The 23,749-nt window shown below is 61.1% G+C and carries 13 protein-coding genes; 6 read left to right on the top strand and 7 right to left on the bottom strand.

What is annotated here, in order from left to right:
• Positions 1-151 precede the first annotated feature (151 nt).
• Genes ACWXWJ_RS04930 through ACWXWJ_RS04900 form a run of 7 tightly spaced genes read right to left on the bottom strand, consistent with a single transcriptional unit; the run spans position 152 to position 8,584 of the window.
• The gene (locus ACWXWJ_RS04930; RefSeq protein WP_034984987.1) at positions 152-376 is read right to left on the bottom strand and encodes a phosphopantetheine-binding protein; all 225 of its coding nucleotides are present in this window, start codon (positions 374-376) and stop codon (positions 152-154) included.
• A complete protein-coding gene (locus tag ACWXWJ_RS04925; protein WP_473963714.1) occupies positions 376-3,882 on the bottom strand; it encodes an isochorismate synthase in 3,507 nt (1,168 codons plus the stop codon). Before ACWXWJ_RS04925 ends, ACWXWJ_RS04930 begins: the two co-directional genes overlap by 1 nt.
• 38 nt (positions 3,883-3,920) lie before the next feature.
• Positions 3,921-4,763 (bottom strand): 2,3-dihydro-2,3-dihydroxybenzoate dehydrogenase, encoded by an 843-nt coding sequence (locus tag ACWXWJ_RS04920; RefSeq protein ID WP_049780521.1) that lies wholly within the window; start codon positions 4,761-4,763, stop codon positions 3,921-3,923.
• A gap of 29 nt (positions 4,764-4,792) precedes the next feature.
• A complete protein-coding gene (locus ACWXWJ_RS04915) occupies positions 4,793-5,668 on the bottom strand; it encodes an ABC transporter ATP-binding protein (RefSeq protein WP_473963713.1) in 876 nt (291 codons plus the stop codon).
• Entirely contained in the window at positions 5,665-6,768 is a 1,104-nt protein-coding gene (locus ACWXWJ_RS04910; RefSeq protein ID WP_011274155.1) for a FecCD family ABC transporter permease, read from the bottom strand. The genes ACWXWJ_RS04915 and ACWXWJ_RS04910 overlap by 4 nt, the downstream gene beginning before the upstream one ends.
• Positions 6,768-7,793 (bottom strand): FecCD family ABC transporter permease, encoded by a 1,026-nt coding sequence (locus ACWXWJ_RS04905; RefSeq protein WP_011274154.1) that lies wholly within the window; start codon positions 7,791-7,793, stop codon positions 6,768-6,770. The genes ACWXWJ_RS04910 and ACWXWJ_RS04905 overlap by 1 nt, the downstream gene beginning before the upstream one ends.
• Positions 7,790-8,584, bottom strand: coding sequence for a GNAT family N-acetyltransferase (locus ACWXWJ_RS04900; RefSeq protein WP_473963712.1), 795 nt, complete (start codon positions 8,582-8,584; stop codon positions 7,790-7,792). The genes ACWXWJ_RS04905 and ACWXWJ_RS04900 overlap by 4 nt, the downstream gene beginning before the upstream one ends.
• A 69-nt stretch (positions 8,585-8,653) precedes the next feature.
• Between ACWXWJ_RS04900 and ACWXWJ_RS04895 the strand changes: the two genes are divergently transcribed.
• The 6 genes from ACWXWJ_RS04895 to ACWXWJ_RS04870 all read left to right on the top strand — a co-directional run bounded on the left by ACWXWJ_RS04895 (position 8,654) and on the right by ACWXWJ_RS04870 (position 23,699).
• Positions 8,654-10,057 carry a SidA/IucD/PvdA family monooxygenase gene (locus ACWXWJ_RS04895; protein WP_293791609.1) on the top strand — a complete coding sequence of 468 codons (1,404 nt, stop codon included), beginning with the start codon at positions 8,654-8,656 and terminating at the stop codon, positions 10,055-10,057.
• Positions 10,054-11,721 (top strand): amino acid adenylation domain-containing protein, encoded by a 1,668-nt coding sequence (locus tag ACWXWJ_RS04890; RefSeq protein WP_473963711.1) that lies wholly within the window; start codon positions 10,054-10,056, stop codon positions 11,719-11,721. The genes ACWXWJ_RS04895 and ACWXWJ_RS04890 overlap by 4 nt, the downstream gene beginning before the upstream one ends.
• Before the next feature lie 94 nt (positions 11,722-11,815).
• A complete protein-coding gene (locus ACWXWJ_RS04885; protein WP_473963710.1) occupies positions 11,816-12,823 on the top strand; it encodes an ABC transporter substrate-binding protein in 1,008 nt (335 codons plus the stop codon).
• A 128-nt stretch (positions 12,824-12,951) separates the two neighbouring features.
• Entirely contained in the window at positions 12,952-20,310 is a 7,359-nt protein-coding gene (locus ACWXWJ_RS04880; RefSeq protein ID WP_473963709.1) for a condensation domain-containing protein, read from the top strand.
• Positions 20,311-20,367: 57 nt separating this feature from the next.
• Entirely contained in the window at positions 20,368-22,425 is a 2,058-nt protein-coding gene (locus ACWXWJ_RS04875; protein ID WP_473963708.1) for a siderophore-interacting protein, read from the top strand.
• A 317-nt stretch (positions 22,426-22,742) separates the two neighbouring features.
• On the top strand, positions 22,743-23,699 hold the full coding sequence (locus tag ACWXWJ_RS04870; protein WP_473963707.1) for an iron-siderophore ABC transporter substrate-binding protein: 957 nt from the start codon (positions 22,743-22,745) through the stop codon (positions 23,697-23,699).
• Positions 23,700-23,749: the final 50 nt, after the last annotated feature.

Below are 23,749 nucleotides of genomic sequence, written 5' to 3'. Positions count from 1 at the left end.
GAGAGTGGAGGCACGGGTGAGGTTTGGAGGGTGGACCATGGCGAGTGGAGACCCTCACGGTGCGTCCGCGTGTACACGTGACCGAGTCATGCCACACCCACCTGCATCTGTTCGGGTGTCAGCCTGTTGCCCGCTTAGACCCACATCTAGCTTAACTATCCAGCAGTTCGATCCAGGCCGTCAGCCGAGTATCCTCCGCTAAGTCGGCGAAGCTCACATCGTAGCCTTTCTCCTGCAGCCAAGTGAGAACCGTAACTAGCTGCAGAGAGTTCATACCCTGGTCATAGAGTTCCTCGGAAACCTCGATCTCCGCTGGCTCCATCTTCATCGTCTCGGCTACACATCCGCGCAACTGGTCTTCAGTGATTGGTTCCATTAGTTCGCTACCTCAATCTTCTGTTCGGCCGTGCTATCTGCGTTGTTCTGTTGGATTCGTTTATTCACTTTGCCCACCCCGGTGGTGGGGAACTCCTCCACGATGTGCACGTGGTCCGGTACTGCGAACCGCGCGATACCGGCAGCCCGAGCATGCTTCCGGACAGCAAGTGGCGTTAGATCATCCACCCCATCCCTCAGGATCACATAGGCCGTGATGGCTTCGCCCAGATTGTCGTCCGGAGTGCCAACCACCGAAACATCGTGGATATCCGGATGGCTGAGCAACGCGTTTTCGACTGCTTCCGGAGCCACCTTTTCCCCACCGCGGTTGATCTGATCCTTTGCCCGGCCGACAACCGTCAGAGCACTATCGTCGACGGTGACGATGTCGCCAGTAATGTAAAAGCCATCTTCGGTGAATGCCCTAGAGTTGATCTCTTCAGCACGGTGATAGCCCCGGATCGTGTACGGCCCGCGGGTGAGTAGGTGTCCGGGGTGGCCTTCGGGGAGGGGGAGCGTGGCGTCATCAACAATGCAAATCTCATCGTGGCTGCTCATGGGGCGACCCTGTGTATTGATTATTTCCTCGGTCGAGGCGTTTAACGGTGTGAAGTTTACGAGTCCCTCAGCCATGCCGAAAACCTGTTGCAGTTGACAGTCGAGTTCCGGCCGGATGCGGCGGGCCACCTCGGCAGATAGCTTCGCCCCACCCACCCATAGCGTGCGCAGAGTGCGTAGGTCGTGGCGATCGCGGGCCGGTGCGTGGAGAATGCCCAGTACCGCCGGAGGTACCAGGGCGAGGTGAGTCGCACCGTGGCGGTCAATGGCAGGCAGCAGATCGCTGGGCATCGGTGATTTGGCGAAAACGATGTGCGCTCCGCGCAGCAGCGCACCCAGAATTCCCGGCGAGCTGAGAGTGAAGTTATGCGCCGCGGGCAAAGCGACGAGCAGGCAAGATTCCGTCTCCAAGTCACAGGCTTGCAACGCACAACGGATCGAATAGAGATAATCCGCATGGGTTCGCGGGATTAGCTTCGGTAGGCCGGTCGTGCCACCGGAGAGTTGCAGGAACGCAAGCTCGTCTGCTTCTACATCGGCGGTTGGAGGGGCGGGTGACTCTTCGTTTGCAGCCTCCGAGTGCCCCGTTGATTCGGTAGCCCAGGGAGATTCGGCGGTCTCGTCGATGAGGATCGCTCGAACAGTGCGGCCATCGTCCAGCGGCTCTTGTAGCGTGGCGTGGACGCCCGCAAGGTGCCGATCGGGGCGTGACGTGCTGATGTAGAAGCGTGCTGGCGCGTGGCTGGCGAAGTGGCGCACCTCCGTGGAGCCGAGGTCAGGCAAGGCGAAGATGGGAATGGCGCCGAGCTTCCATAATGCCAAGAGAGTTTCGAGGAACACCACACTATTGGGAAGCTGCAGGATGCAGCCATCGCCCCGGCGTACTCCGGCTTGGTGAAGGTAGTGGGCGGCGGTCTCGACGCTGTTGTCTAGTTCGTGCCAGGACAGGCTGCGGTGGCCGTCCGTCGTGGCGGGTCGATTGGGAAAGGTGGCAACCGTTTGCTGGAAGACATCCCAGTGGGTGTGGTGGGTCCATATTCCCTGGCGGTGGTATTCCTGCGCGAGGGTACGGGGCATGTGGTTGGCCAGTACCTCTGGGCCGTGGCTTCCGTTAAGCGGGCTGAGGTGGGGCTCGGGATTGGGCGCTATGTGTGCTGACGGGGGCTGCGCGGTGCCTTCTGTATCTCCCTTTGCGGCCAGTCCCAACAGCGCACGCACCGGACCGAGTTTGAAGTTGGTTTCCTCGATCTCCTGGTCTGGCTGGGATTCGGCAACGATTCCGCCGCCGGCTCGGGCAGACACTTGGGAGCCTTGAACCGTGGCACTTCGGATAGCTACCCGCCACTCGCCATCGCCGTGGGAATCTGCGTATCCGATGGCGCCGCCGTACAGACCCCGCTCCGGCTCCTGCTGGCGCAAAAAGTCCAACGCAGCAGCGGACGGTGCTCCATTGACTGCCGGAGTGGGGTGTAGCAACGCAGCCAACTCCAGAACGGAGGTATCAGGGTTCCGCAACGTGCCTTCGATATGGGTTCCTAGGTGCCAGGTGTGCGACGTGGCGGTCAGCGTGGGTAATTCCGGAACGTGTAGCTGAGTACACAGGGGTTCAAGAACCTTCCGGATGGCCGTGGTCACGAAGCGGTGCTCGGCGATGTCTTTGTGGGAGAGCGTGAGCTCAATTGCCCGCGCCCAGTCCGTCACCGGGTCCTCCGATCGAGCGATAGTTCCGGCCAGCGGGTGGGAAACAATCCGCGCGCCTTCCTTGCGGATCAGTAGCTCCGGGCTAGATCCCACGAAGAAAGCTTCTTCGGGGCCGTTAGTCGTAGCTACCAGGTGCCCGTGCCCCGTGGCGGAGGTTTCCATGAACCCTCGTAGCAGGGCTTCCGGCTCCACAGGGCTAGCCAGCGTGTACTCCTCCTCGCGGGAAAGCACCACCTTTTGAAACTCGCCACGCCCAATCGCCTCCACGGCACGGCTAACCCGCCGGCCATGCTCTTGCAGGCTGGGGCGTTGTGAGATGTCCACCACGTCGGGAACCAATGGAGCCGTCTTCCAACGCGGAGCTCCCGCGTGCCGCTGAAAGCTCTCGGGGGCCAGCAATACCGGTGCTGTGTCTGGATCGAAGGGCAGCGCTCCCACCACGACGTCTTCCCGTCCTGCCTCCGCCGCCCTACGAAGTGCTGCGGCGGCTTGCTCTACCGTGCCATAACGAGTTTTGACGCCGCAGGTTGTCAGAGTCTGGTCGCTGTCGCTCATGGCAAAGCTGGGTGGGCCACTAGCCTCCCCACTGGGCGGACCATCGTGCACCTCCAGCTGTTTCAGCGCGCTGGCCGTATCCAGGCTTCTTCCACAGCGCTTGGCTACCCAATCAATCGTTTCCTGGTGGTCCTGTGCCGTGAAATCCGCAATTCCGTCCGTGATCACAAACGGCTGAATGTCCTTCATAAACGCATCCACCGCGGTGACCTTGCAGCCCATGTGGCCATATACCCCGGTGATAATTAGCTGATCCCGCCGAGCGAAAGCCAGCGACTGGTAAAGGTCCGTGCGCTCGAATGCGGAATAGCGCCACTTCGTGAGTATCTGGTGATGCTTGCCTGGCGCCAACTCTTTGATGATCGACGCTTCCTCGGCTGTTTGTAAACCTTGTCCCCACATATCGCTTAAGAGCCCTCGTCGGGTGGGGTGCTGTTGCGGCGGCTGGGCGGAATAGAACACAGGAATACCCAGCTGATCCGCCGTGGTGATGAGGCGCGCGATGTTGGCGAGCGCCGAGTGTAGCGGTTCTTTGTTCCAGTCATAGGCAGCTAGGAAGTACTTCTGCATGTCGTGCACCAGCAGTGCTGCGCGTGCGGGCTCCAGGGCCCAGGATCTCGCCGGACAATCGGCGGGCAGTGTGGTGGATGGAGTGGGGATGGGATAGGGCGAAATGGGTGGAATCGCCATAGAGATAACCTTTCGTTGGGCTGGTGGGGGTACAGAGGCTAGGCATCTAGGGTGGCGCCACCATCAACACGGAGGTCGTGCATGGTGATGTGGCAGGCTGCAGGGGAGATAAGAAAGAGGCATGCTGCCGCGATATCTTCTGGCTGCGCGATGCGTTGTAAGGGGATGCCTAACCGGTAGTCCTCCGGTACACCGGCAAGGGTCTGCGCGGCTCGATCCTCGCCGTGCCAGCTGGTGCGTAGCATCGCGGTGTCTGTGGAACCAGGGGATACGCTGTTGCAGCGCACCCCGTGTGGGGCGCACTCTAGCGCCAGAGTTTTCAACCAGGCAGTCGCTGCCGCTTTGGAAGCTCCATAGGAGGCCATGCGTGCCCGGGGCTGTGCTGCTGCATTGGAAGTCACTGCCACAATTGCTCCAGTGCCGCGATCCACCATGTGCTGGGCGATTGCGGAGCATGTGCGGGCTAAGCCGGTGACGTTGACAGCGAAGTTGTTTTCCCAGGCTCCGGTCTCGTCGGGGTCCGTACCGATACCCGAGACTGTGTCAACTGTGTCAACTGCCGTGGGGCCCGTCAGTGCGCTATCTGGGATTAAGGTTCCCGCGCAGTGGATGAGTGCATCAATGTGCCCGTGAGCTGCCAGTGCTTTCGACAGGTGGCTTTCCACGCTGCGTGGGTCAGTCGGGTTTGAAGAGGTGATGTCTACTTCCGGTAGATCCCAGCCGATCACGGTGTGATCGTTCTGTCGTAGCAGGCGCACACACTCGCGGCCGATGCCTCCAGCAGCACCTGTCACGATCACCGTTTGTTGTAGTTGCGCTTGCTCCGGCGGCGACTCGGTTGGCTGCCGTGTGGCTAGGTGCGGAGGAATGTTGAAATCCATAGCGGACACTGTAATCGACTTAGGTTAGGCTAATCAAGGGTGTTATTTTTGGATTTCTTGAGAGGGATGATGAGCGGGTCGCCAGTCTCCGGATCTTCGATCACCCGTGCTCGCAGGTCGAAAGCCCGCTGCAGTAGCTCTGCAGTAATGATCTCCGAAGGCGAACCGGAGGCCATCACCTGGCCTTCATTCATGACCACTAGATAATCGGAATAACGCACCGCAAGATTTAGATCGTGCAGCACCATAACCACGGTGCGGCCAAGCCGTTGGCACAGGTCCTCAACCAGTTCCAAGATGCCCACGGAAGTCGCCAGGTCTAAGTAGGTGGTCGGCTCGTCGAGGAAAAGGATGTCGGTGTTCTGCGTCAACACCATGGAAATCCACACGCGCTGGCGCTGGCCGCCAGAGAGTTCATCCAGCGTGCGGTTAGCAAGATCCTTGGAATCTGTTTGCTCCAGGGCCTCGAGTACCGCCCCTTCGTCCGTGGAAGACCATTGCCGGAACCACGCCTGGTGTGGGTGCCGCCCGCGAGCCACCAGATCGGAGACCAGCAGGCCCTCTGGGGCCACGGGCGATTGGGGAAGTACGCCCAATAGTCGGGCGACCTCCTTGCGTTTCATGGCCGTGATGTCCTGGTTATTCACACGAACGGTTCCCGTATTGAGGTCAAGTAGGCCGGACATGGCACGCAGCAATGTGGACTTACCGCAGCCGTTGGGCCCCACGATGGTAGTAATCTTGCCCGCCGGGAACGTGGCGCTAAGGTCGCGGATGATGGTGCGCTCGCCGTAGCCCACCGTGATCGAGGACGCAACTACGCCGCTGGTGTCGCTTGGCTGTGCTGTATTTGGTAGTGCCGTGTTGTGCTGTGCTGTATTTGGCTGGGGTGTGGAAGAGGTCATGCGTCTGTGCTCCTAGTGCGTTGAACGAGCAGATAGATGAGGAAGATGCCACCTAGGGCGGAGGTCACAATGCCCACCGGAAGTTCCACCGGCAGAATCGCTTGGGTGACGATGTCCGCCCCCAGCAGCAGTACTGCACCGGTGAGCGCCGAAGCCGCAAGCGGTGGGGTGGGTACGCCGCACATTCGAAGGGCCACCTGGGGTGCTACGAAGGCGACGAAGCCGATGGGGCCGGCGGCGGAGACTGCTACCGCAGCTAGGGCCACGGCCAGCGCCAGCATCGCGACCTGTACACCGTTGACCCGCTGGCCGAGTGCCCGAGCCAGATCGGGTCCCAAAGTGGTGGCCAGCGCCTGGTAGCCGATCCAGGCCAGTAGGGGACAGCACGCGATCACCAGAATCACCATCGGGATGGTGGTATTCCAGCCCGCTGTGGCCAAGGAGCCTGTGAGCCAGAACTGCGCTTGGGTAGCATTCCGTAGCTCCGAGCGGATCATAAGGAAATTGATGTAGGAACTGAGCAGCGCGGTGATGATGATGCCAAAGAGCACTAGTCGGTAGGAATCCGCCTGGCGCCGCCACGCCAGTGCCCAGATCGCTGTAGCGCTGAGTATCGCCCCTAGTAGTGCGGCCAGGGGGATTCCGATTCCGGACAGCCAGCTGAGAAATCCGCTGCCACCGCCGAGGACGATGACCGTCACGGCCATGGCTGAGGCGCCCGTGGTGATACCAAGGATATCCGGGCTGGCCAGTGCGTTGCGGGTGACTGTCTGAGTTAGCGCGCCAGAAAGCCCCAAAGCACTGCCGACCGCGATGGCGGTTGCCACACGGGGCATGCGCCAGTCCAGGACCACTAGCCTTTCCACGCGGTTTCCATCCCCGCGGAAGACAACCTCCAGCACTCGGGAAACGGAGATGGGGAAATCACCTAGTCCAATGGAAAATGCTCCCAAGAAAACGATAAGGGCCGCGGCAATGAGGCATACAAGCAGCACTCTTGGGCGCCAAACGAAGGAGATTGGCCCGACCCTGAATGCCGGACGGCCTGGAACCCGCTCGGTAGCGGTGAGCCTATTGCGCGAAGTCTTGTTGAGCCCCATCAGAGCGTCGCCACCTTCTTTCGGTAAATCAAGACGATGAAGAACGGTGCACCCACGAACGCCAGCACAATGCCCACCTGGAGCTCGCCGGGCCGGGCGATGAGGCGCCCCACCACGTCCGCGTAAAGAAGTAGTGCTGCACCGGCTAGTGCGGAGTACGGCAGAATCCACTTGTAATCCGGGCCGGTGAGGGCTCGGACGATATGGGGTACCACCAGGCCGATGAAGCCCAGCGGTCCTGCAGCGGCAGTGGCTGCACCTGCCAGCAGTGCGATGATGCCCATGCCACCTAGTCGCGCGGCCGCAGTGTTGATACCTAAGCCAGCAGCCACGTCGTCGCCCAGATTTAGGATGTTCAGCTGCGGGCCCGTGGCAAAGGCCAGGATCAACCCCAGAACCACAAACGGCAAGACGCTGAGCGCGATGTTCATATCCCGGCCCGCTAGGGAACCGACGGTCCAGAAGCGCATCCTATCCAGGTTGTTTTCACTTGTGAGAACGAAGGCGCTCGTGATGGCACTTAGCACTGCCGACAGCGCGGCTCCGCCCAGCACGAGGGTCAGGGGATTTACCGTGGCTCTGCCCGCGGAAGCTAGGCCGAAGACCAGCGCCGTCGCTGCGATTGCACCAAGGAAGGCAACCACCGCAGTCGCCCAAGGCGCGCTGATGCCCAACAGGGCGTAGCTGGCCACCACGCTCAGTGCCGCGCCGGAACTGATTCCCAGTATCCCCGGATCCGCCAGGGGATTGCGGGTATGTCCCTGGATTAGGGCGCCGGCTACGCCTAGTGCCGCGCCCACGATAATGGCCAATATGGTGCGTGGCAGGCGCAGCTCGGCGACCACGCGTTGGTTGACTGGAACCTCCTCCGGGGAGCTACTGGTAGCCGGGAGATCCCGAAGTGCAGCCCACACGTCCTCTGCGGGGATGGAACGGGCGCCGTACAGGAAACTGCAGATCGTGCCACTGACGACCAGTAGGAGTAGTACCCCCAGACCCAGTAGGCGGCTGGTGCGCACACTCATGGCGTGGCCTCCAATCGCTGTTGCGGCTCACGCCCTGCGCTAGGCCGTGTTAAGCCGAACAACCGTACGCGCCGGTCTGCCCGCTGCTGTCGCTCGCCGAAATCTTGGAAACTGGCCTTGGCCAGCGCCCGGTGCGTGCGGGTGTTGCGATAGTCCGGCTCGCCAAGCACCAGCTGGCACTGCGGGTCTTGCTCTAGCAGTGCTGCGGCCAGCTCGCTCAGAAAAGAAGAGAAGATCCCATGGCCAGTCAGTTCTGGCTTGCCGATTGCGATATGGGCTCCCAGGTCGTGGGGTTGAGAGAGATAGCTGCTGCCAATCTCGTCCCGGTGCGGGCGATAGATTTCCACGTACCCCACCGGGGTTGTGGCGTCATTCTCGTCAGACGGTGTAGGAGCTGCGGAGGCATCGCCCCTCGTGGCTTCCTTTGCAGCCCGGATGTGGGGGGAGCGGGGTATCGAATAGGACAGTATTGCGGCGCGAGCGTAGGTGGTGTGAGTTTTTGCGACCCAGTCCTGGCGCCAGCGTTCGGCTGGCCAGGGTTGTTCCCACGTCTCGCGCAAGTGAGGGCGGGACATCCACTCGGCCACCAGATCGGCATCGGAAGATTCGGGATCTGGGTCCGCAGGGCGTAGGGAAAAGGGAGGGTTCATCTGCGGTAACGGTGGCGGGGAAGGGAGGAAATCCGCTGTCGGGATGTCGTGGCGCAACCGGGCCAGTATTTCCTCCGGGCGGGGTTGGGGGCTTCCTGTGAGCAGTGACTCAGGCTGTTGCTGGGGGTCATTGTCAATCATGGGTAAGCATACTACCGTCTATGTGTAAGGTAAGCCTTCACTTGGTAAGGGAATGGTAAGTTGAAATCATTGGCGATCATCGGAGCGGGGCCAAAAGCGCTAGCCGTTCAGGCGAAACTCCACGCTCTGCGCAGCCTGGGCGTTCCAACCCCGGAAGTAACCGTGCTGGATCCGCACGGCATTGGCGGTAATTGGAAGCCTTGCGGTGGGTGGACGGACGGGCGGCAGTTGCTGGGAACCTCGCCCGATAAAGATCTGGGATTTCCCTACCGCACGCGCATCGCGGGCGAGCTCAACGAGGCCGTGGACCGGAGCATGCTGGGGCTTAGCTGGGTGCGCTTCCTTACGGAGTCGGATCGTTATGCCTCTTGGATCGACCGTGGCCACCCCAACCCACCGCACTACCTGTGGGCTAGCTACCTGGAGTGGGCGGCGCAAAAGATGGGAATGCGGGTGGTTCCAGCAACGGTGCGGCTACTCGACGTGACCACTGAAAGTAGTGCCACTAGCCCTACGGGCACGGCCACCGGCACTGCCTCCCAGCCCTGCCGGTGGCGCCTCACTGCCGAGGACACACGTGGCGCCGAGTTCACTCTGGAGGCCGATAGTGTGCTCGTTACCGGCCCTGGCCGTAGCGACGGCAAAATTTCGGATGTTCCGGGTGTGCTCTCTGTGGCAGAATTTTGGGATCTCAAGGCGCGTGGAAGCCTCCCCGAGGTCCCTCGTGTTGTGGTGATCGGTACTGGGGAATCTGCAGCTTCCGTGTTGGACCAGCTAATTCACCTCAATATTGAGGAAGCTCTGGCCGTATCGCCCCTGGCCACGATGTTCAGTCGTGGGGAGAGTCAATTCGAAAACGAGTTGTATACAGATCCGCGCAAATGGGTGACACTCAGCGAAGCAGCGCGTAGAGACTTCATCCGCAGAACCGACCGTGGGGTGCTTTCTGTGCGGGTGCAGCAGGTGTTAGATTCCGATGATCGCGTGGCACATCGCCGTGGCGTTGTCCGCCGTGTGGAGCTGGCGAGCTCGCCGGACGCTGATTTTCGACTGCGGGTGCATATTGATGATGAAGTGTGTGGCTCCTACACCGAGCTGTGCGATCTCGTCATTGACGCTCGCGGTGGTAGGCCCTTGTGGTTCTGTGATGTGATGACGCCACAGGTGCGCCTCCTCCTGGAGCGCGCACTAGGCAACCAGTCCGATGCAGCGCTGAGCTCCGTTCCGGCCTGGGAGGCCAGTATTGGGGCAGATCTGGCAGTGGAGGGATTGGTTCCGCACCTGTTTGTTCCGGCACTGGCAGGTATGCGCCAGGGGCCGGGGTTTGCGAACCTGAGCTGCCTGGGCGAGCTTTCCGATCGGGTAGTAGCTGGGCTCGGTGTAGGGGACGGCCTGGGCGATAATGCCGCCGATGTGCAGGCTGGCATGCGGGCTGGGGTGCAGGCTGGGGTTCGGGCGGAGGTGCGTTCATGAGTGCATTTCCAGCACCGCGGCCTCATGGCCGCCGAGTGAAGCAGCGCTATGCCACGGTGGATGCGATGATTTGTGCGGCAGTCCAGGAGTGTGGGGTAGATAGCCCACGGCTAGCGGTTACGGGGCCTGCTGGGGCCATTACTTGGCCAGAACTGGCTAGAGGTGCCAGGCGAGTGGCCGGCAGTATTAGCAGCCGCGGGCTGGGTAGAGGGGACCGGATCGCGGTACTGGCGCGCCGGGATACTCGGCTACCGGTAATGGTGGCAGGGATTCTTCACTCGGGCGCAGTCTATTGTCCATTGGAGGTGGATTCTCCAACAGAGCGTTTGCGTTGGCAGCTGGAAGATCTTCAGCCGGAGCTGGTGATGTTGCTCGGTGTGGAGCAGTCTGCGGAACAGGAGCTGCGCCGAGTCGTCGCCGAAGCTTGCGCCGCTGAAGTGTGGATTGGTGGCGCAGAGTGTGACCGCGAAAATATAGATGGATCGGGTGGCTCGCTGCAGGTGAGCGGTGCGCTGTTGGAGGTGAACACGGACATTTGCCCGGAGGATCCCTGTTACATCACGTTCACCTCAGGTTCGACCGGGCGGCCGAAGGCGGTGGTGAATACTCACCGTGGCGTAGCCTGCCATTTGGAATGGAGCGCCCGGATCGTGGGGCCTGGCGAGGAACTTCGTGTGCTGCAGAAGGCGCCGGCGGTGTTTGATGTGGGTATCGCGGAGATCCTGAACCCCCTGGCTAATGGTGGAACGGTGGTGATGCCCGATTCACAGTGGTGGATGGGGGATATCGATGGCTTTTTGGATTTGCTGGTGGATTACCAGGTCAGTGTGCTGTCGATGGTGCCGAGTATGCTCGGCACGCTGTTGGATGTCATGGACGACATGGGTGAGCCTCTGGAAAGGTTGGCTGGGCTCAAGCATCTGCTGCTAGGTGGCGAGGCTGTGCCCAGTGCGCTGGCAGAACGGTGCCTGCGACAGATCGGTTGCCGGGTGCATGGACTTTATGGGCCCACGGAGGCCGCGATGGATGTGCTGTGGGTTGAATATACCGAGGAATTGCTGGCTGAGCTGGCGGGATCCAGCGCGGGGGATGGTCGGCAACCGTCGCTGTTGGGTCTGCCTCAAGACAATGTGAGCAGTTATCTGCGCGCTGAGGATGGGAAAGAGGTTACCGATCCTGGCCAGGTGGGTGAGCTCTGCATTGCCGGGGTGCAGGTGGCTACTGGCTATTGGCGCCGCCCGGAGCTAACGGCACAATCTTTTGTGCCCAGTTGGTACCCACAGGTTGATGGCGGCCGAATGTACTGCACCGGAGATCTAGCACGATGGAACCAGGTGGGGTTGCTGGAATTCGTAGGTCGGGTGGGTGACCAGGTGAAGATCCGGGGCAACCGAGTGGAGTTGGGAGAGGTAGATGCGGCGCTGCGACGGGTTCCTGGTGTGCGGCAGGCGGCCAGTCGTGTCGTTGGCGAGGATTCACCAGTGCTGGTGGGCTATGTGGTGTGGGATCAGGAAGCAGTGGTACTACCGCCTACGGAGGTGGCTGCTGTGCTGCGCGAATCAGTACCGGAGTACATGGTTCCCAGCCGTGTAGTGGCTCTGCAGGCATTGCCGCTGAGCAGTAATGGGAAGCTGGATCGTCGTGCCCTCCCCGATCCAAATTAAGTTAAAAAGTCTCAGATTGCCCTTGTTAGCCTACCCTTGGTGATGGTAGCCTTACCTAATCTTGTTTGTTTAGTGAAATGGAAACCCATTCAGAATGAAGAACTCAAACGTTGTCCGTGCGCTCAGCATCGCCGTGCTCTCCACTACCCTGGTGTTGGGAGCCTGCAGCTCCGATGCAGATGACAAGGCGGAAAATACTTTCTCAGGCGCAAACTCCGCAGCGAATTCCGGCGATAATGCCTCCGAAGTCAACATCAAGCACGCCTGGGGGGAAGACACATACCCCGTAAACCCCGAGCGCGTCGTTGCCATTGGTCCAGCCATCGACAACCTGCTGGCTATGGGCATCAAGCCCTCCGCCGTGGTGGTGTCTGCTAAGGACATGAATGCCCCGTGGCGCGACGGCAAGTTGGATGGCGTGGAGATTATCAAGCAGACCGATTTCAAGACTCTGCCGAAGGAAGAGATCGCCGCCGCTGCTCCGGATTTCATCGTCGGGGACTACTGGACGATCTCCGAGGATAACTACACACAGCTCTCCGAGATCGCGCCCACTCTGGGTGGTATTGGCACCGAGGGTGAGGGGATCAGCTGGAAGTCGCAGTTGAAGGAGCTCGGCAAGATCTTCAACAAGGAAGATAAAGCTCAAGAAGTCATCGACCAGGATGAGAAAGTCTTCTCCGATGCGAAGTCCGAGCTGCCGAATATCGAGGGTAAGACCGGTGTGGTCTCCCAGTTCGCTCAGGGATCCTTTGGAGCTGTGGCCGACCCGAAGGATCCAGGAGCCTCCTTTATCTACGACCTGGGTATGAAGTTCCCGGAATCTCTGACCGACGGCTCAATCGAGGTACAGCAGGGGCGCGTGACTCTGTCGCCAGAAAACGTCTCCGCCCTGGCTGCGGACTTCATGGTGATCTATAACCGCACCGGTGACATCGCGGAGGTGGAGAAGATCCCGGGCTACTCAGACCTGCCGCAGGTCAAGTCCGGCGCCACCCTGGCGGGTAACGAGGCTGTGGTTGCTGGCCTGAACACGCCGACCGCCCTGTCCCGTGCATGGGTATTGGAGCAGGTCAAGCCTACCTTGAAAGAGATCTCTTAGTCTCTTTTTCTCCAGCACCCCTCGCGAATGTGTCGCCCGGTGTGGCAGCGTGGGGTGTTTTCTTATGCCCTTTCTTGTTCTCTCACTCGCCTCCCCGCTGCCGCCCGCCGACTCACAAGGAACTTGACTTGTCTTCTACGCTGCCGTTAACGAGCGCTCAATACGGTGTCTGGAACGCCCAAAAACTCAACCCCGAATCGCCCTACTACGTGGTTGGTGAGGTACTGCACCTGGGGCCAGGGCACATCGAGCTGGAAACTCTGCAGCACTCCATCGCACAGCTGCAACAGGAAGCTGAGACATTGCGCGTGCGCGTCACGACGGATGGCCTTACCCCGCAACAATCCGTGGTACAGGAAGGCCCCGGGGTCGACCGCGTGATCGACGTGCGGCACGCCGCGGATCCCCAGCGCAGCGCGGAAGCCTGGGTAGATGCGCTACGCGCCGAATGTGCCGAGACGATGCGCACCATGGTGGATCAACCGTTGTGTCGTTATGTCATTATTCTTCTCGACGTCACCGAGACCTGGGTTGTCCAGCTTTATCATCACCTTATTGTCGATGGCTTCTCGGCTTCCCTGCTCACGCGTCGCCTTAGTCAGATTTATACCGCTCGCGTGGCAGGAAAGCAGGCTCGTCCATTCCGGGCAGCTTCGCTGTCCGAACTGGTGGCGCTGGATCAGGAGTACCGCGAATCCGCGGAGCATACCCGGGATAAACAGTATTGGACGTCCGTACTCGCACAGCTTCCGGAAGTTGCTGAGCGCGCCACGATGAATACGGCCACAAAGGCAGAAGGCACAGGGCAAACCACAATCACCACCACCATGCGCCTGGGGCCGGAGATCATGGAGAAGGCCACGAAAGCCGCTACTGATGAGCAGATTACGTGGGTAGAGCTCATGATCGCACTGTACGGGGCGTTTGTTCACCGTCTGTTGGCTCCACGCTCGACCAGCGAACAATTCCTGGCTGTGCCCGTGATGGCACGCTCGCATACGCGAGAGCTCCGCACGCCTGCAATGGCCGTCAATGTGCTGCCACTGCGAGTCAACGTCGACAATCAACAAACGGTGCAGGAGTATCTACACCATGCGGTGGAGTCGCTGCATGGTCTACTGGCCCACCAGCGACTGCGTGGAGAGAGCCTACCGCAGATCACGGGGGACTCCCGGGTGGCTGACGTGCTACACGGAGTGGGAGTGAATGCTAAGGCCTTCACCACCCGGGCGGATTTCGCGGGGGTTCCGGGGCGGTTGCGCAATGTGGCGGGTGGGCCGCCGGAGGATTTGGGATTGGTGCTCACCCCGGCCGAGGATGGCGGACTGGACATGGCTTTTGAGACGGATCCGGCCCGCGTGAGTGCCGAGCATGCGCGGGCTCGGTTGGAGGCACTGCGGGAGTTCACGTGTCAGGCGCTTGAAGACACATCCCGAAAGATCGGGGAGCTGCCACTGCATAGCCAGAGACGGCGCGTGGAAATGTTAAAGCAGCGGCGCGCCCAAGGTGTCGAAGTGGCCGAAAATAGCCGATCGCAGGACGCTCTGAGCACCGCTTTGTCCACGCTGCGAAACCACACACAGGCACATCTGGTGGTTCACACTGCCGATGGCTGGGATACCGAGCCCGGAACTGAGATGTTGGATCGCGAGATACTGGGCGCTGCAGTGCTGAACAGCAAGGATCTCCACGCTGCAGTACATCGCCTGGCTAGTTACTTTCGCCGTGAGGTTCTGGGAAGCGACAGGTGGCGCCAGGCGGAACAAGTCACCGAGCAAGATAGGGCGCGACCAGTGCTCGCTCTCGAGATGGAGCGGGGGCGCGAATTGGCCCTTGCTGTGCTAGCCGCTTTCGCCGCGGGTGTGCCCTTCGTCTATATCGATCCCACCAGTCCTGCCCAGCGACGTGAGCAAATCCATGCGAACGCTGAACCGGTAGCTAGTGTGGATGCGGCGGCCATCCGCTACGCCCTAGCCTTGGGCAGTACCACCTCGGAGGAGAACGTCGTAGAACGGTCCGCGGAATCGGCAGCCTGTCCAGACCCAGAGCAATTGGCCTACCTGATCTATACTTCTGGATCCACCGGCAAGCCCAAGGGCGTGGAGGTTCCCCGCCGTGCCATTAGCTCTCTGTTTGCCCAACACCGCAGCGGATTGTACGACAGGCCGCACGCGGTGGTGGCGCATACGGCGTCTTTCAGTTTCGATGCAGCATTCGACCAGTTGCTGTGGCTGCTGGCGGGCCACGACGTGCACCTCTACCCAGAACAGGCCACTGGGGATGCAGACAAGCTGGTGGAACACTTCGCTACACAGCAGATCAATGTGGTGGATACGACTCCCTCCATGATGAAGGCGTTGTTGGCCGCGCAGTTATTGGAGAAAGTACCGAGCCTGCAGTTAGTGGTTTTGGGTGGCGAAGAGCTGCCCGCTGAGCTGTGGGATCACCTGGCGGCCACCGGCCTGGAGGTCGTCAATGCCTATGGCCCCACCGAAAGCACTGTAGATGCCCTTTTGGCCCGAGTGGAGCCGGGCGTGGCACACCTGGGGCGGCCCGTTGCCGGTATGCGTGCCTACCTGGTGGATAACGCCCTGCAGCTGGTAGGAGACCAAGAAGTAGGCGAACTGGTTCTAGCCGGTCCACAGCTGGCACTCGGCTACCGTGGCCTTCCGGAGGCCACCGATGCGGCGTTCAAGGAGGACGTTCGCATCGACCCGCGTCGGGCTCCGGAGCGCATTTACCGCACCGGGGATCGGGCACGATGGATTCCTGGGCGGGGCTACCAGTTTCTGGGGCGTGCCGATGAGCAAGTCGAGATCAATGGGCAGCGCGTGGAGCTGGCCGAAGTGGAAGCTGTACTAGCCAGCGTGAACGGCGTGCGGCACTGCGCCGTGGCACCACTGAATCGCAGTGGGCAGGCCACTGTGTTGGTTGCTGCGGTGGTAGGGGATTGGCCCATGGACGCTTCAGATCTGACCGCTATCCGGCACCAGTTGCAAGCTGCTTTACCCGCCGCGGCGATCCCCCGGCGCATCCATCCAGTGCGAGCGCTGCCCACCACCACCTCCGGCAAGATCGACCGGGAGGCCATCGCCGGATACGGACTGCAGCCGCCGACCGCTGGTGCGAAGGAGGATACCGCAGCTCCCGAGGCGACCGAACCCGTGGAGGTCTCTAGCGCAGGTAACGCAACTACAAGCGGTAAAAACGACCCGCTTGCGCCGCTCGACCCTGCCCACCTCCTGCTGCATCGCACGGTGTGTGATGTTCTCCATCTACCGCCGCAGCAGACTGATCCTGATCAGGACTTCATCAGTTTGGGAGGGGAGAGTATTGCTGCTCTTCATGTGGCCTCTCGCGCACGTCAGCAGGGGCTGCTGTTGCAGCCGAAGGACCTAATGGGCGGCATTGCGTTAGCGCAGATCCCATTAGACTTCCGTCCTCCGCAGAATCCGCAGGCTCCCCAGGTTTCGCAGGCTGCGCGCCCGACCTTCCTTAGTTCTGGTGAAGACCTGGGCAAGGGGGGTAATTCGAGATCCAATAATGGGGACAATCAATGGCTGGATTGGGGTGTATTGCCGTGGAGTCCGGTGGCACGCACGCAGATTGCAGCTGCGCCCACCGTGCATGCGATGCGTCGCCACGTGATGTACCGGTGGCTAGATATGCCACCCGGGTGCGGCCAAGCCGATGTGCTACGCGCGGTGGAGGTGCTTCAGCGCCGGCATGCGAGCCTGCGGATGTTGCTGGACTGGGACAACGTAGTGCAGCTGATCCCGCGTGTGCCACTGGCTAACGCCGAGGAGATTGTGGTGGAGCTTGCGCCGGACGGCCCAGATCCGGTGGAGCAGCTGGCCGCCGGCATAGCCCCCGATGGTGGAGTGATGTGGCAGGTCGGACTGTGCAGGGAAGGCGCGCTGGTGATGGTGCACCACCTGGCGATCGATGCGCTGTCCTGGCCGAACCTGCAGCGCGAGTGGAATGCTGTATTAATTGACGCCAACGTGAAGCTTCCCGCGCTCACCGGCCTCCTGCGCGCCCACGGGATGCAGCGTGCCGTGGAGCACCAGGCCGTGCAGAACGTGCCACCGGGATCGGCGGAGCTGTCGGTCTTGCCGGAGTTGCCGGAGAAACTGCTATGCCCACGGGGGCAGGCCACGATGATGTGGCGAAAAATTGCGATGCCGGATGCTGCGGCGATGAGTGCCGAGCTGGCGCAGCGTTTTCGAACAGACCGACAGGTCGTGGTGGTGTCATTGTTAGCGCAAGCGCTGCAGGCCGTAGGTTTGACCGAGCTTCAGCTGGTGGTGGAAGGGCACGGCCGCGATGGCGGCACCGGTGCCACTCGTTCTGGTGACTATGGCAGCACCGGTAGCGCGGTGGATTGCATGGAGCTGATCGGTTGGTTCACTACGGAGGAGCGTTGGGCTTTCTCTGCGAGGGCTGACGGTGCCTCCGTTCATTCATCCGCCAATTCTCCGAGGTTTATGGCAGCGTGGGTTCGCGCTGGGCGCGAGGCCGAGTCGCAGGCTCAGCCGTGGGATCCAGCTTCGTGCCCTCCAAACCGTCGTGTGGTGATTAATGTTCTGGATGCCCAGCCGGAGGAGAGCTTCGGCGTGTTGGAATCCGACGACCGGCGGATGACGGAGGCTCTGACGATAAATGTCTTCCTCACCTCGGACGGCGCAGACGTGGAATACGTGGCGGACCTGGCAGCACTCAGGGATGCATCCCCGACCGTGCTGGAGAAACTGCACGAACAGCTACAGCGTGCGGCGCGGGACCTGCTGGTCGCGGATCGGTTGGTACTGCGCCAAGCACTACCTAGCGACTACCGGGCATTCGATACACAGCCGACGAACCCTCGGCTAGGCCACAGCTCAACCAACCAGCCCACACCGACCCTCAGCGTTGCTCATCTGCGCTCCCTGGAAGCCGCCCACGGTCCCCTGGAAGACATTGTCCCGGCTACTGCTTCCCAGCAGGGGCTGCTGTTCCACGGATTGGCCGGAACCGACCGCTACGTTATTGCCGCCGCCGTGGACCTTACTGGTGTGGCCTCCCCAGAGCTTATCCACCAGTCGATGCGGGCAATTCTGCGCCGCCACGCAGCACTGCGCGCCGTGTTCGATTGCAGCGACCTCCCGCTGATGCTGATTCCGGAGCGGCTCGATCTGCCCTGGACAATCCACGATTGCAGAGACTTCTCACCGGCTGCAGCGCATGCGTTCGTGGAACAGCTACGGGAGTTGCGTGGCCACCGCGCCGTGGACCTGGAATCCGGCCCGCTAGTCACCGCAGACCTGGTGCTGTTGCCAGAGAGTAACCGACTAGAAACCAACCGCCCTGCCACACTTGTGCTGGGCAGCCATCACGTCCTCACCGATGGCTGGTCCACCGCCGTGATGCTGCAGGATTTGCAGCGACTGCTAAGCGGCGAGGATCTGGACCCCGCGCCCTCCTTCGCGGAATTTGCCCGAAGCCTGTGCCAACGCAGCGCCGAACAACTGGAGCGGGAACACCGCGCCTGGCAACAGATTTTCACCGGCACCGATCAGCCCCATGAGGCCAGCCGCACAGGCGAGCACGGAGGTGTGATTGCTGGCTTGCGGCCGGTGGCGTCAAGTAAAAAGAGCACAACAGAAGCCCCAGAGGTGCCGCACGTACTGCACCGCGACACAGATGGGCGGGTGGCAACCGCCGCGGCGAGCCTAGGAACCACACCCAGTGTACTGGTACAAACCGCATGGTTGCTCACGCTGGCTGCGCTGCATGGTGGGCGCCGAGTGACTACGGGGGTGACTCTTTCCGGCCGGTCCGCGGAGCAGCCGCGAATGGCTAGTGCGGTGGGCATGTTCATCACCACACTCCCGTTGCACGTACAACTCGAACCGGGGCACACGCTGCGCCATACCGTGCGACAGGTGGCAGATACCATGGCGCTGATCAGCGAGAACCAGACCACGCCGCTACAGGAGATCGAGACCCTGGTGGGAAGTGCACCGTTGTTCGACACCGCGGTGGTGTACGACCATCACGCACACTACGGTGCACCGAGCGGTCCACACACAGTGGAGACCTCCGAGTCGTGCCTGCGCATCCAGGGGCTGCGCACCAGCGGTCGCACGCATTACCCGCTGACTGTCGTGTGCCCGCCCGGGGACGTTTTGGAAATTACGCTGGTGCACCGTCCGGATGTGGTGGAACGCATTCTTCCTGACGCCGCCGCGAGGTGGTTCGGCACATTCCTCAATGCACTGTGCGACGCCGCCACCGGTAGGGATCTCCGGTTGGTGGAGTTGCTTCCGGAGCGCGGCGAGTTTGAGGAGCCAGCGGACGGGCAAATAGAAGTAGATGGGCACAGCGAAGTAGAGGAAGCGGATAGGTGCAATACTGGTAACCGGGAGCTTTCTGAGGACAACCCCGTATGCGCCCAGGTGCAGGCCGCCATGGAGAGCTTGCTAGGCAACCCGATCGGCCCCGAAGAGAACTTCTTCACCTCCGGTGGTGACTCCCTGCTGGCCATGCGTTTGATGGGTGTGCTGCGCAAGCAGGGCATGCAGTTGAAGATCCAGGACATTGTGGATGCTGGTACTCCGGCAGCCATCGCGGAACGGCTGGGGCAGGGCACTGGTGGAGCTATGAAGGCTAAGCAGCCGCCGAAGCCGCAGCAATCCCAGCGCTTACAGACTGCAGAGCATTCGCAACGCCGCCCGGTGTGGTGCCTCCATCCGATCGGCGGACATGGCTTGGCCTTCGCCCCGCTGGCCAGCCTTCTGGCGGACACTGAGTTCGACACCCGCCTGATCGAACTACCGTCCCCGCTACCCCAGGTGGAAACACTGGCCGAGCTAGCGGAGCTCTACACCGAACAGATCCTGGCCGAGCAACAAGAAGGACCCTTCACGTTGGTGGGCTACTCCTTCGGTGGCGTGGTGGCTGAAAACATCGCTGCCGCGTTGCAGCGCCGGGGCTATGAGGTGCGGTTCTTAGGAATTCTTGACGCCTACCCCAGCGGCAGCAGCCCCAGCTCCGGTACGCATTCCTTGCCGCCGGGCACGCCCGATGGCAGGACAGCCTTTGGTGACTACGACGTTCGGGCAATTGCGCGTGCCGATGGGATGTCACACGAATTGGGTACTGTGGGCGTCGATATAGAAAGCAACATCCGTTTCTGCATGCAGTTGCTACACACAGCAGCACCCACCAGCTACGAAGGCCGGGTCGAGCTAGTGGTGGCAACGCAAAACAACAGTGATGTGGCACACGGGCAGTGGGATCCGGCTGCTGCGTGGAGGCGCCGTCCGGGGGCGTATCCGGTGCAGGTGAGCGAGCTTGAACTTACGCACGCGCAGCTGGTGAAAGCCGATGGCTGGAAGAACGTTTTCCAGCAATGGGCACCGCGGCTGCTGGACAAGAGTTCGGCTGACCGGCCAGCACCCGAGGCGACAGGTATCGACCCACCGCATGCCGACCCTGCGCACTGACCCGCTACACACCGACTCACCGCACACCGCCAACCCAGAAACGAGAAAGGAATGACCATGGCGAGGAATAGCCGAGACAGGGAAATCTACCCCATTACGATCCGCGAACTGCAGGTCGATGACATCGAGGACATCACACCAGGGATGCGTCGCATTACTCTGACGGGCGAACAACTACGCGCCCATAGTGCGTTCGGCGTAGACGCACCACCGCTAGTCAGCGATGGTTTCGACGACGATATCCGCATCATCTTCCCAGACCCGGCCACCGGGGAGCGCCCTCACCCCATCACACGGGAGGACGCGACGGTGCTATGGCAAGAGGAGGTCAAAGATCTGTTTCGGACATATACCGTCCGTTCATTCGACGCCTCCCAGGGCCGCCTCGTCGTAGACTTCGCGCGGCATGGCCAAGGCCTGGCCGAGGACTGGTCCGTACGAGCTCGACCGGGAGATCCCCTGTATATCGCAGGGCCGAAGTCTTGCGCAGCGCTGCCCACCCACACTCCGTGGCTACTGATGGTGGGCGACGAGACGGCGCTGCCGGCGATTGCTCGCTGTATAGAGTCTTTGCCCGCCGGGTATAGGGCAGTGGCGATTATTGAGGTAGCCACGCGGGCACATATCCAGCGACTGGAGTTCGAAGCACAGGTGGACATTCACTGGCAGGTGCGAGACGAGGGCGGGGACTTCGTGGCGAAAGCTACCGAGTTGTACGGAGAACACCCAGAGTGGGCGGCCGAGCCCGCCGCGATGCCCTATGTATGGGCTGCGGGAGAGGCCGGGCGATTGAAGGCGATCCGACGCTGGGTTCGAGCTCTGGGGATTCCGCGGGAAAACGTGGAGATTACGGGGTACTGGCGCGCAATGGCACCGGCACAATCGGAAGCAGGGGCGACGGCTACGCAGGGCGACAGTGAGGGGGCGGAGACAGGGGCTGTGACGAGCCACCGTAATGCGGTGATTGAGCTGCATGAACTCACCGAGATGGGGTCGGCGATTCTGGTGCGCCAAGCCGTAGGGTTGGGGATTTTTGGCCTGATTGATGAGGGCGCGGATCGAGTGGATCAACTGGCCGCAGCAACTGGCCTGCAGCAGGAGCTGGCTCTCCGGATTGCGCGTTACTTGGAGGCAGTGGGGTTAGTGACTTTGTCGGCGGATGCAGCACTGGATAGCTCAGCGGAGGATGTGGCGGACCAACGGGCGGTTCGAATCGGCCTCACTGCGCTGGGCAGCGAGTTAGCAAACCCGGATTCTCCAGTAAGGGATTGGATTGCCGGGCCGGCAGCCGCCAAGACCGCAGCACTTGGCCAGCTAGGGCAGGCACTGCAGAATCCGGCTGATACGGGCGAGCACCGCTGGGACTACATTGTGCAAACCCAGCCACAACTGGCCGTGGAGGAACACGAACAGGCGGCCTCCAGCGCTCAGTGGTCGGCCCCGGCCGCAGCGGAGATTCTGAGCAGCAAGCTACTAGCGCGACAGGATGCTGGCTCGCTTCGGTGCGCGGTGGGAGGTCCGGCCGCGGCGGTGTATGCGGATGAGATTCTACGTAAGATACCGCAGGCCAACGCCGTGGTGTTGGGGTCGTTTTCGGAGGCAGAAGATGACGCAAGGATTTCAGTAGGCGCAACAACTGCAGCGATGACGGAGCCTGGGGCTAGCGCAGAGGAGGTTATGCTGCGCGATATTGCTCCACGCCGCCGGGATCGTGCTCGCTATAGTGCACTGCACGCTCCAACGGTTGGGCGTAGCGGTGAGGATGTGCGCCGGGCGGATTGGGCTGGCACAGTGGCTACTTTGTGTGAGCAGGTAGATGCTGTGGTGCTGGTTGATCCGTGGCGGCGTTGGCCAGCTATAGAGCTGCAACAGCTGGTAGCTGCCGTACTACGTTTTGGGGCGCAGCTGTTCCTGGTGACCCCAGTGTTGCAGGAAAGCGGGGCCGAGGATCATGACTACGAGGAAGATTTATCACGCCTCGTTCTGTATGGATCGCAGCTGCCCACGGCCCGTGTAATTGCGAAGCACCTGGCTGCCGTGGGTGCGGTAGCGCGTTCGCAGCAGGCGGTGGGGTGGAGTGCCCAGCTGTTCGAGGTGGGGAGGGGAGGTAGGTAACTGCCGGTGGTCGGGCGAACCTCAGGACATTTGTCTCGGGCGAAGCGTGTGGAGGAGCGGCGGACGTTTGGTGGTTTGCTAAACCGTTTCTAAAGTGCCCCCTGTCGGCTGGCCCCTAGCGGCTGAGCTGCCTCCATATCGGCGGCCACACATCCCCCAAAATAATTAACTTAGGGCAGCCTTTTGTGTGGTTAGCCTAACCTGTGTAAGATGGGCGTGATTGCTGAATCCACCGTAGCTGAAAGAGGCCATCAGCCCTTTGGGGCTACGGGTACTTTACAGCGCTTCAAAGAGTTCCTTACACGTTAGGCTTCCACATGTTTCGAAACAATTCGCTGACCCGTCGAGCGGCACTGAAGACCGCCGCTGTCTTGGCAGCATCCACTCTTGTTCTGTCTGGTTGCTCCCGAGGCGATGACGCGGCGGCGTCAAAAAATGAGGACACCGGGGACGAGCGCATCGCCGCAGTTGGCCTGGGAGACAGCGATACCTTGCTTGCCCTTGGCATCCAACCAGTCCTCGTAGCGCCCTGGGGTGCTGAGGGAGATGTTGATGCGTCTGGCGTCGGCCCATGGGCAACCGAAAAGCTCGGCGACAACAAGCCTGAAGTGGTTTACGGTACTGCCAATGGATTCACTGCTGAAATCCTGGAGAAGATCTCCGCCGCTGATCCGGACAAGATCATTGCGGTGAACTCTGCCGTAGACGCGCAGGCGAAGAAGGCGCTTAATGACATCGCCCCAACCACCGTTAAGCCAGACGGTGCCACGGACTGGCAGATCCCATGGCGGGATCAGGTCAACCAGATCGCCGGCGCTGTAGACAAGCAAGAAGAAGGCGACAAGCTTGTCGAAGAAACGCAGAAGGCCTTCGATGATTTCCAACAGCAGCACCCTGAGCTCAAGGGCAAGCGTGCGGCTATCGTCATGCCTTATCAGGGAAAGATCGGCCTGTACACCTCCGGTGACGGTCGTGGGCAGTTTATCAAGAGTCTGGGCTTCGAGATCCCGAAGGAGCTTGAAGGTAACGGTGGCGAGTTCTACCGCGACATCGCACCTGAGAACTACAGTGACCTCAACAATGTCGATTACCTCTTCGTCCTTGATTATCAGGGTGCCGCCGATACCTTGAAGAAGGATCCAACATTCAGCAAGCTGGACGTTGTTCGCGAAGGCAAGGTCCGCTGGATGGACGAAAACGTGGGCAATGCAATGAGCATGCCGAACCCATTGACCATCCCCTGGGCAGTCGACAAGTTCTCTGACGCAATTTAGTTGAAAGTGTCTGCGTCAAGAACTCGACATTCTTTGGTATTTTCCCGGCG

This window comes from Corynebacterium sp. p3-SID1761 (genome assembly GCF_055862885.1).
The sequence above is the reverse complement of the archived record's forward strand: the minus strand, read 5'-3'. Positions and strand labels throughout refer to the sequence as shown.

Coding starts and splice junctions, on each gene's coding strand:
- ACWXWJ_RS04870 (WP_473963707.1), top strand. CDS start 22,743: ATGTTTCGAAACAATTCGCTGACCCGTCGAGCGGCACTGAAGACCGCC.
- ACWXWJ_RS04875 (WP_473963708.1), top strand. CDS start 20,368: ATGGCGAGGAATAGCCGAGACAGGGAAATCTACCCCATTACGATCCGC.
- ACWXWJ_RS04925 (WP_473963714.1), bottom strand. CDS start 3,882: ATGGCGATTCCACCCATTTCGCCCTATCCCATCCCCACTCCATCCACC.
- ACWXWJ_RS04905 (WP_011274154.1), bottom strand. CDS start 7,793: ATGAGTGTGCGCACCAGCCGCCTACTGGGTCTGGGGGTACTACTCCTA.
- ACWXWJ_RS04930 (WP_034984987.1), bottom strand. CDS start 376: ATGGAACCAATCACTGAAGACCAGTTGCGCGGATGTGTAGCCGAGACG.
- ACWXWJ_RS04900 (WP_473963712.1), bottom strand. CDS start 8,584: ATGATTGACAATGACCCCCAGCAACAGCCTGAGTCACTGCTCACAGGA.
- ACWXWJ_RS04915 (WP_473963713.1), bottom strand. CDS start 5,668: ATGACCTCTTCCACACCCCAGCCAAATACAGCACAGCACAACACGGCA.
- ACWXWJ_RS04910 (WP_011274155.1), bottom strand. CDS start 6,768: ATGGGGCTCAACAAGACTTCGCGCAATAGGCTCACCGCTACCGAGCGG.
- ACWXWJ_RS04890 (WP_473963711.1), top strand. CDS start 10,054: ATGAGTGCATTTCCAGCACCGCGGCCTCATGGCCGCCGAGTGAAGCAG.
- ACWXWJ_RS04885 (WP_473963710.1), top strand. CDS start 11,816: ATGAAGAACTCAAACGTTGTCCGTGCGCTCAGCATCGCCGTGCTCTCC.
- ACWXWJ_RS04920 (WP_049780521.1), bottom strand. CDS start 4,763: ATGGATTTCAACATTCCTCCGCACCTAGCCACACGGCAGCCAACCGAG.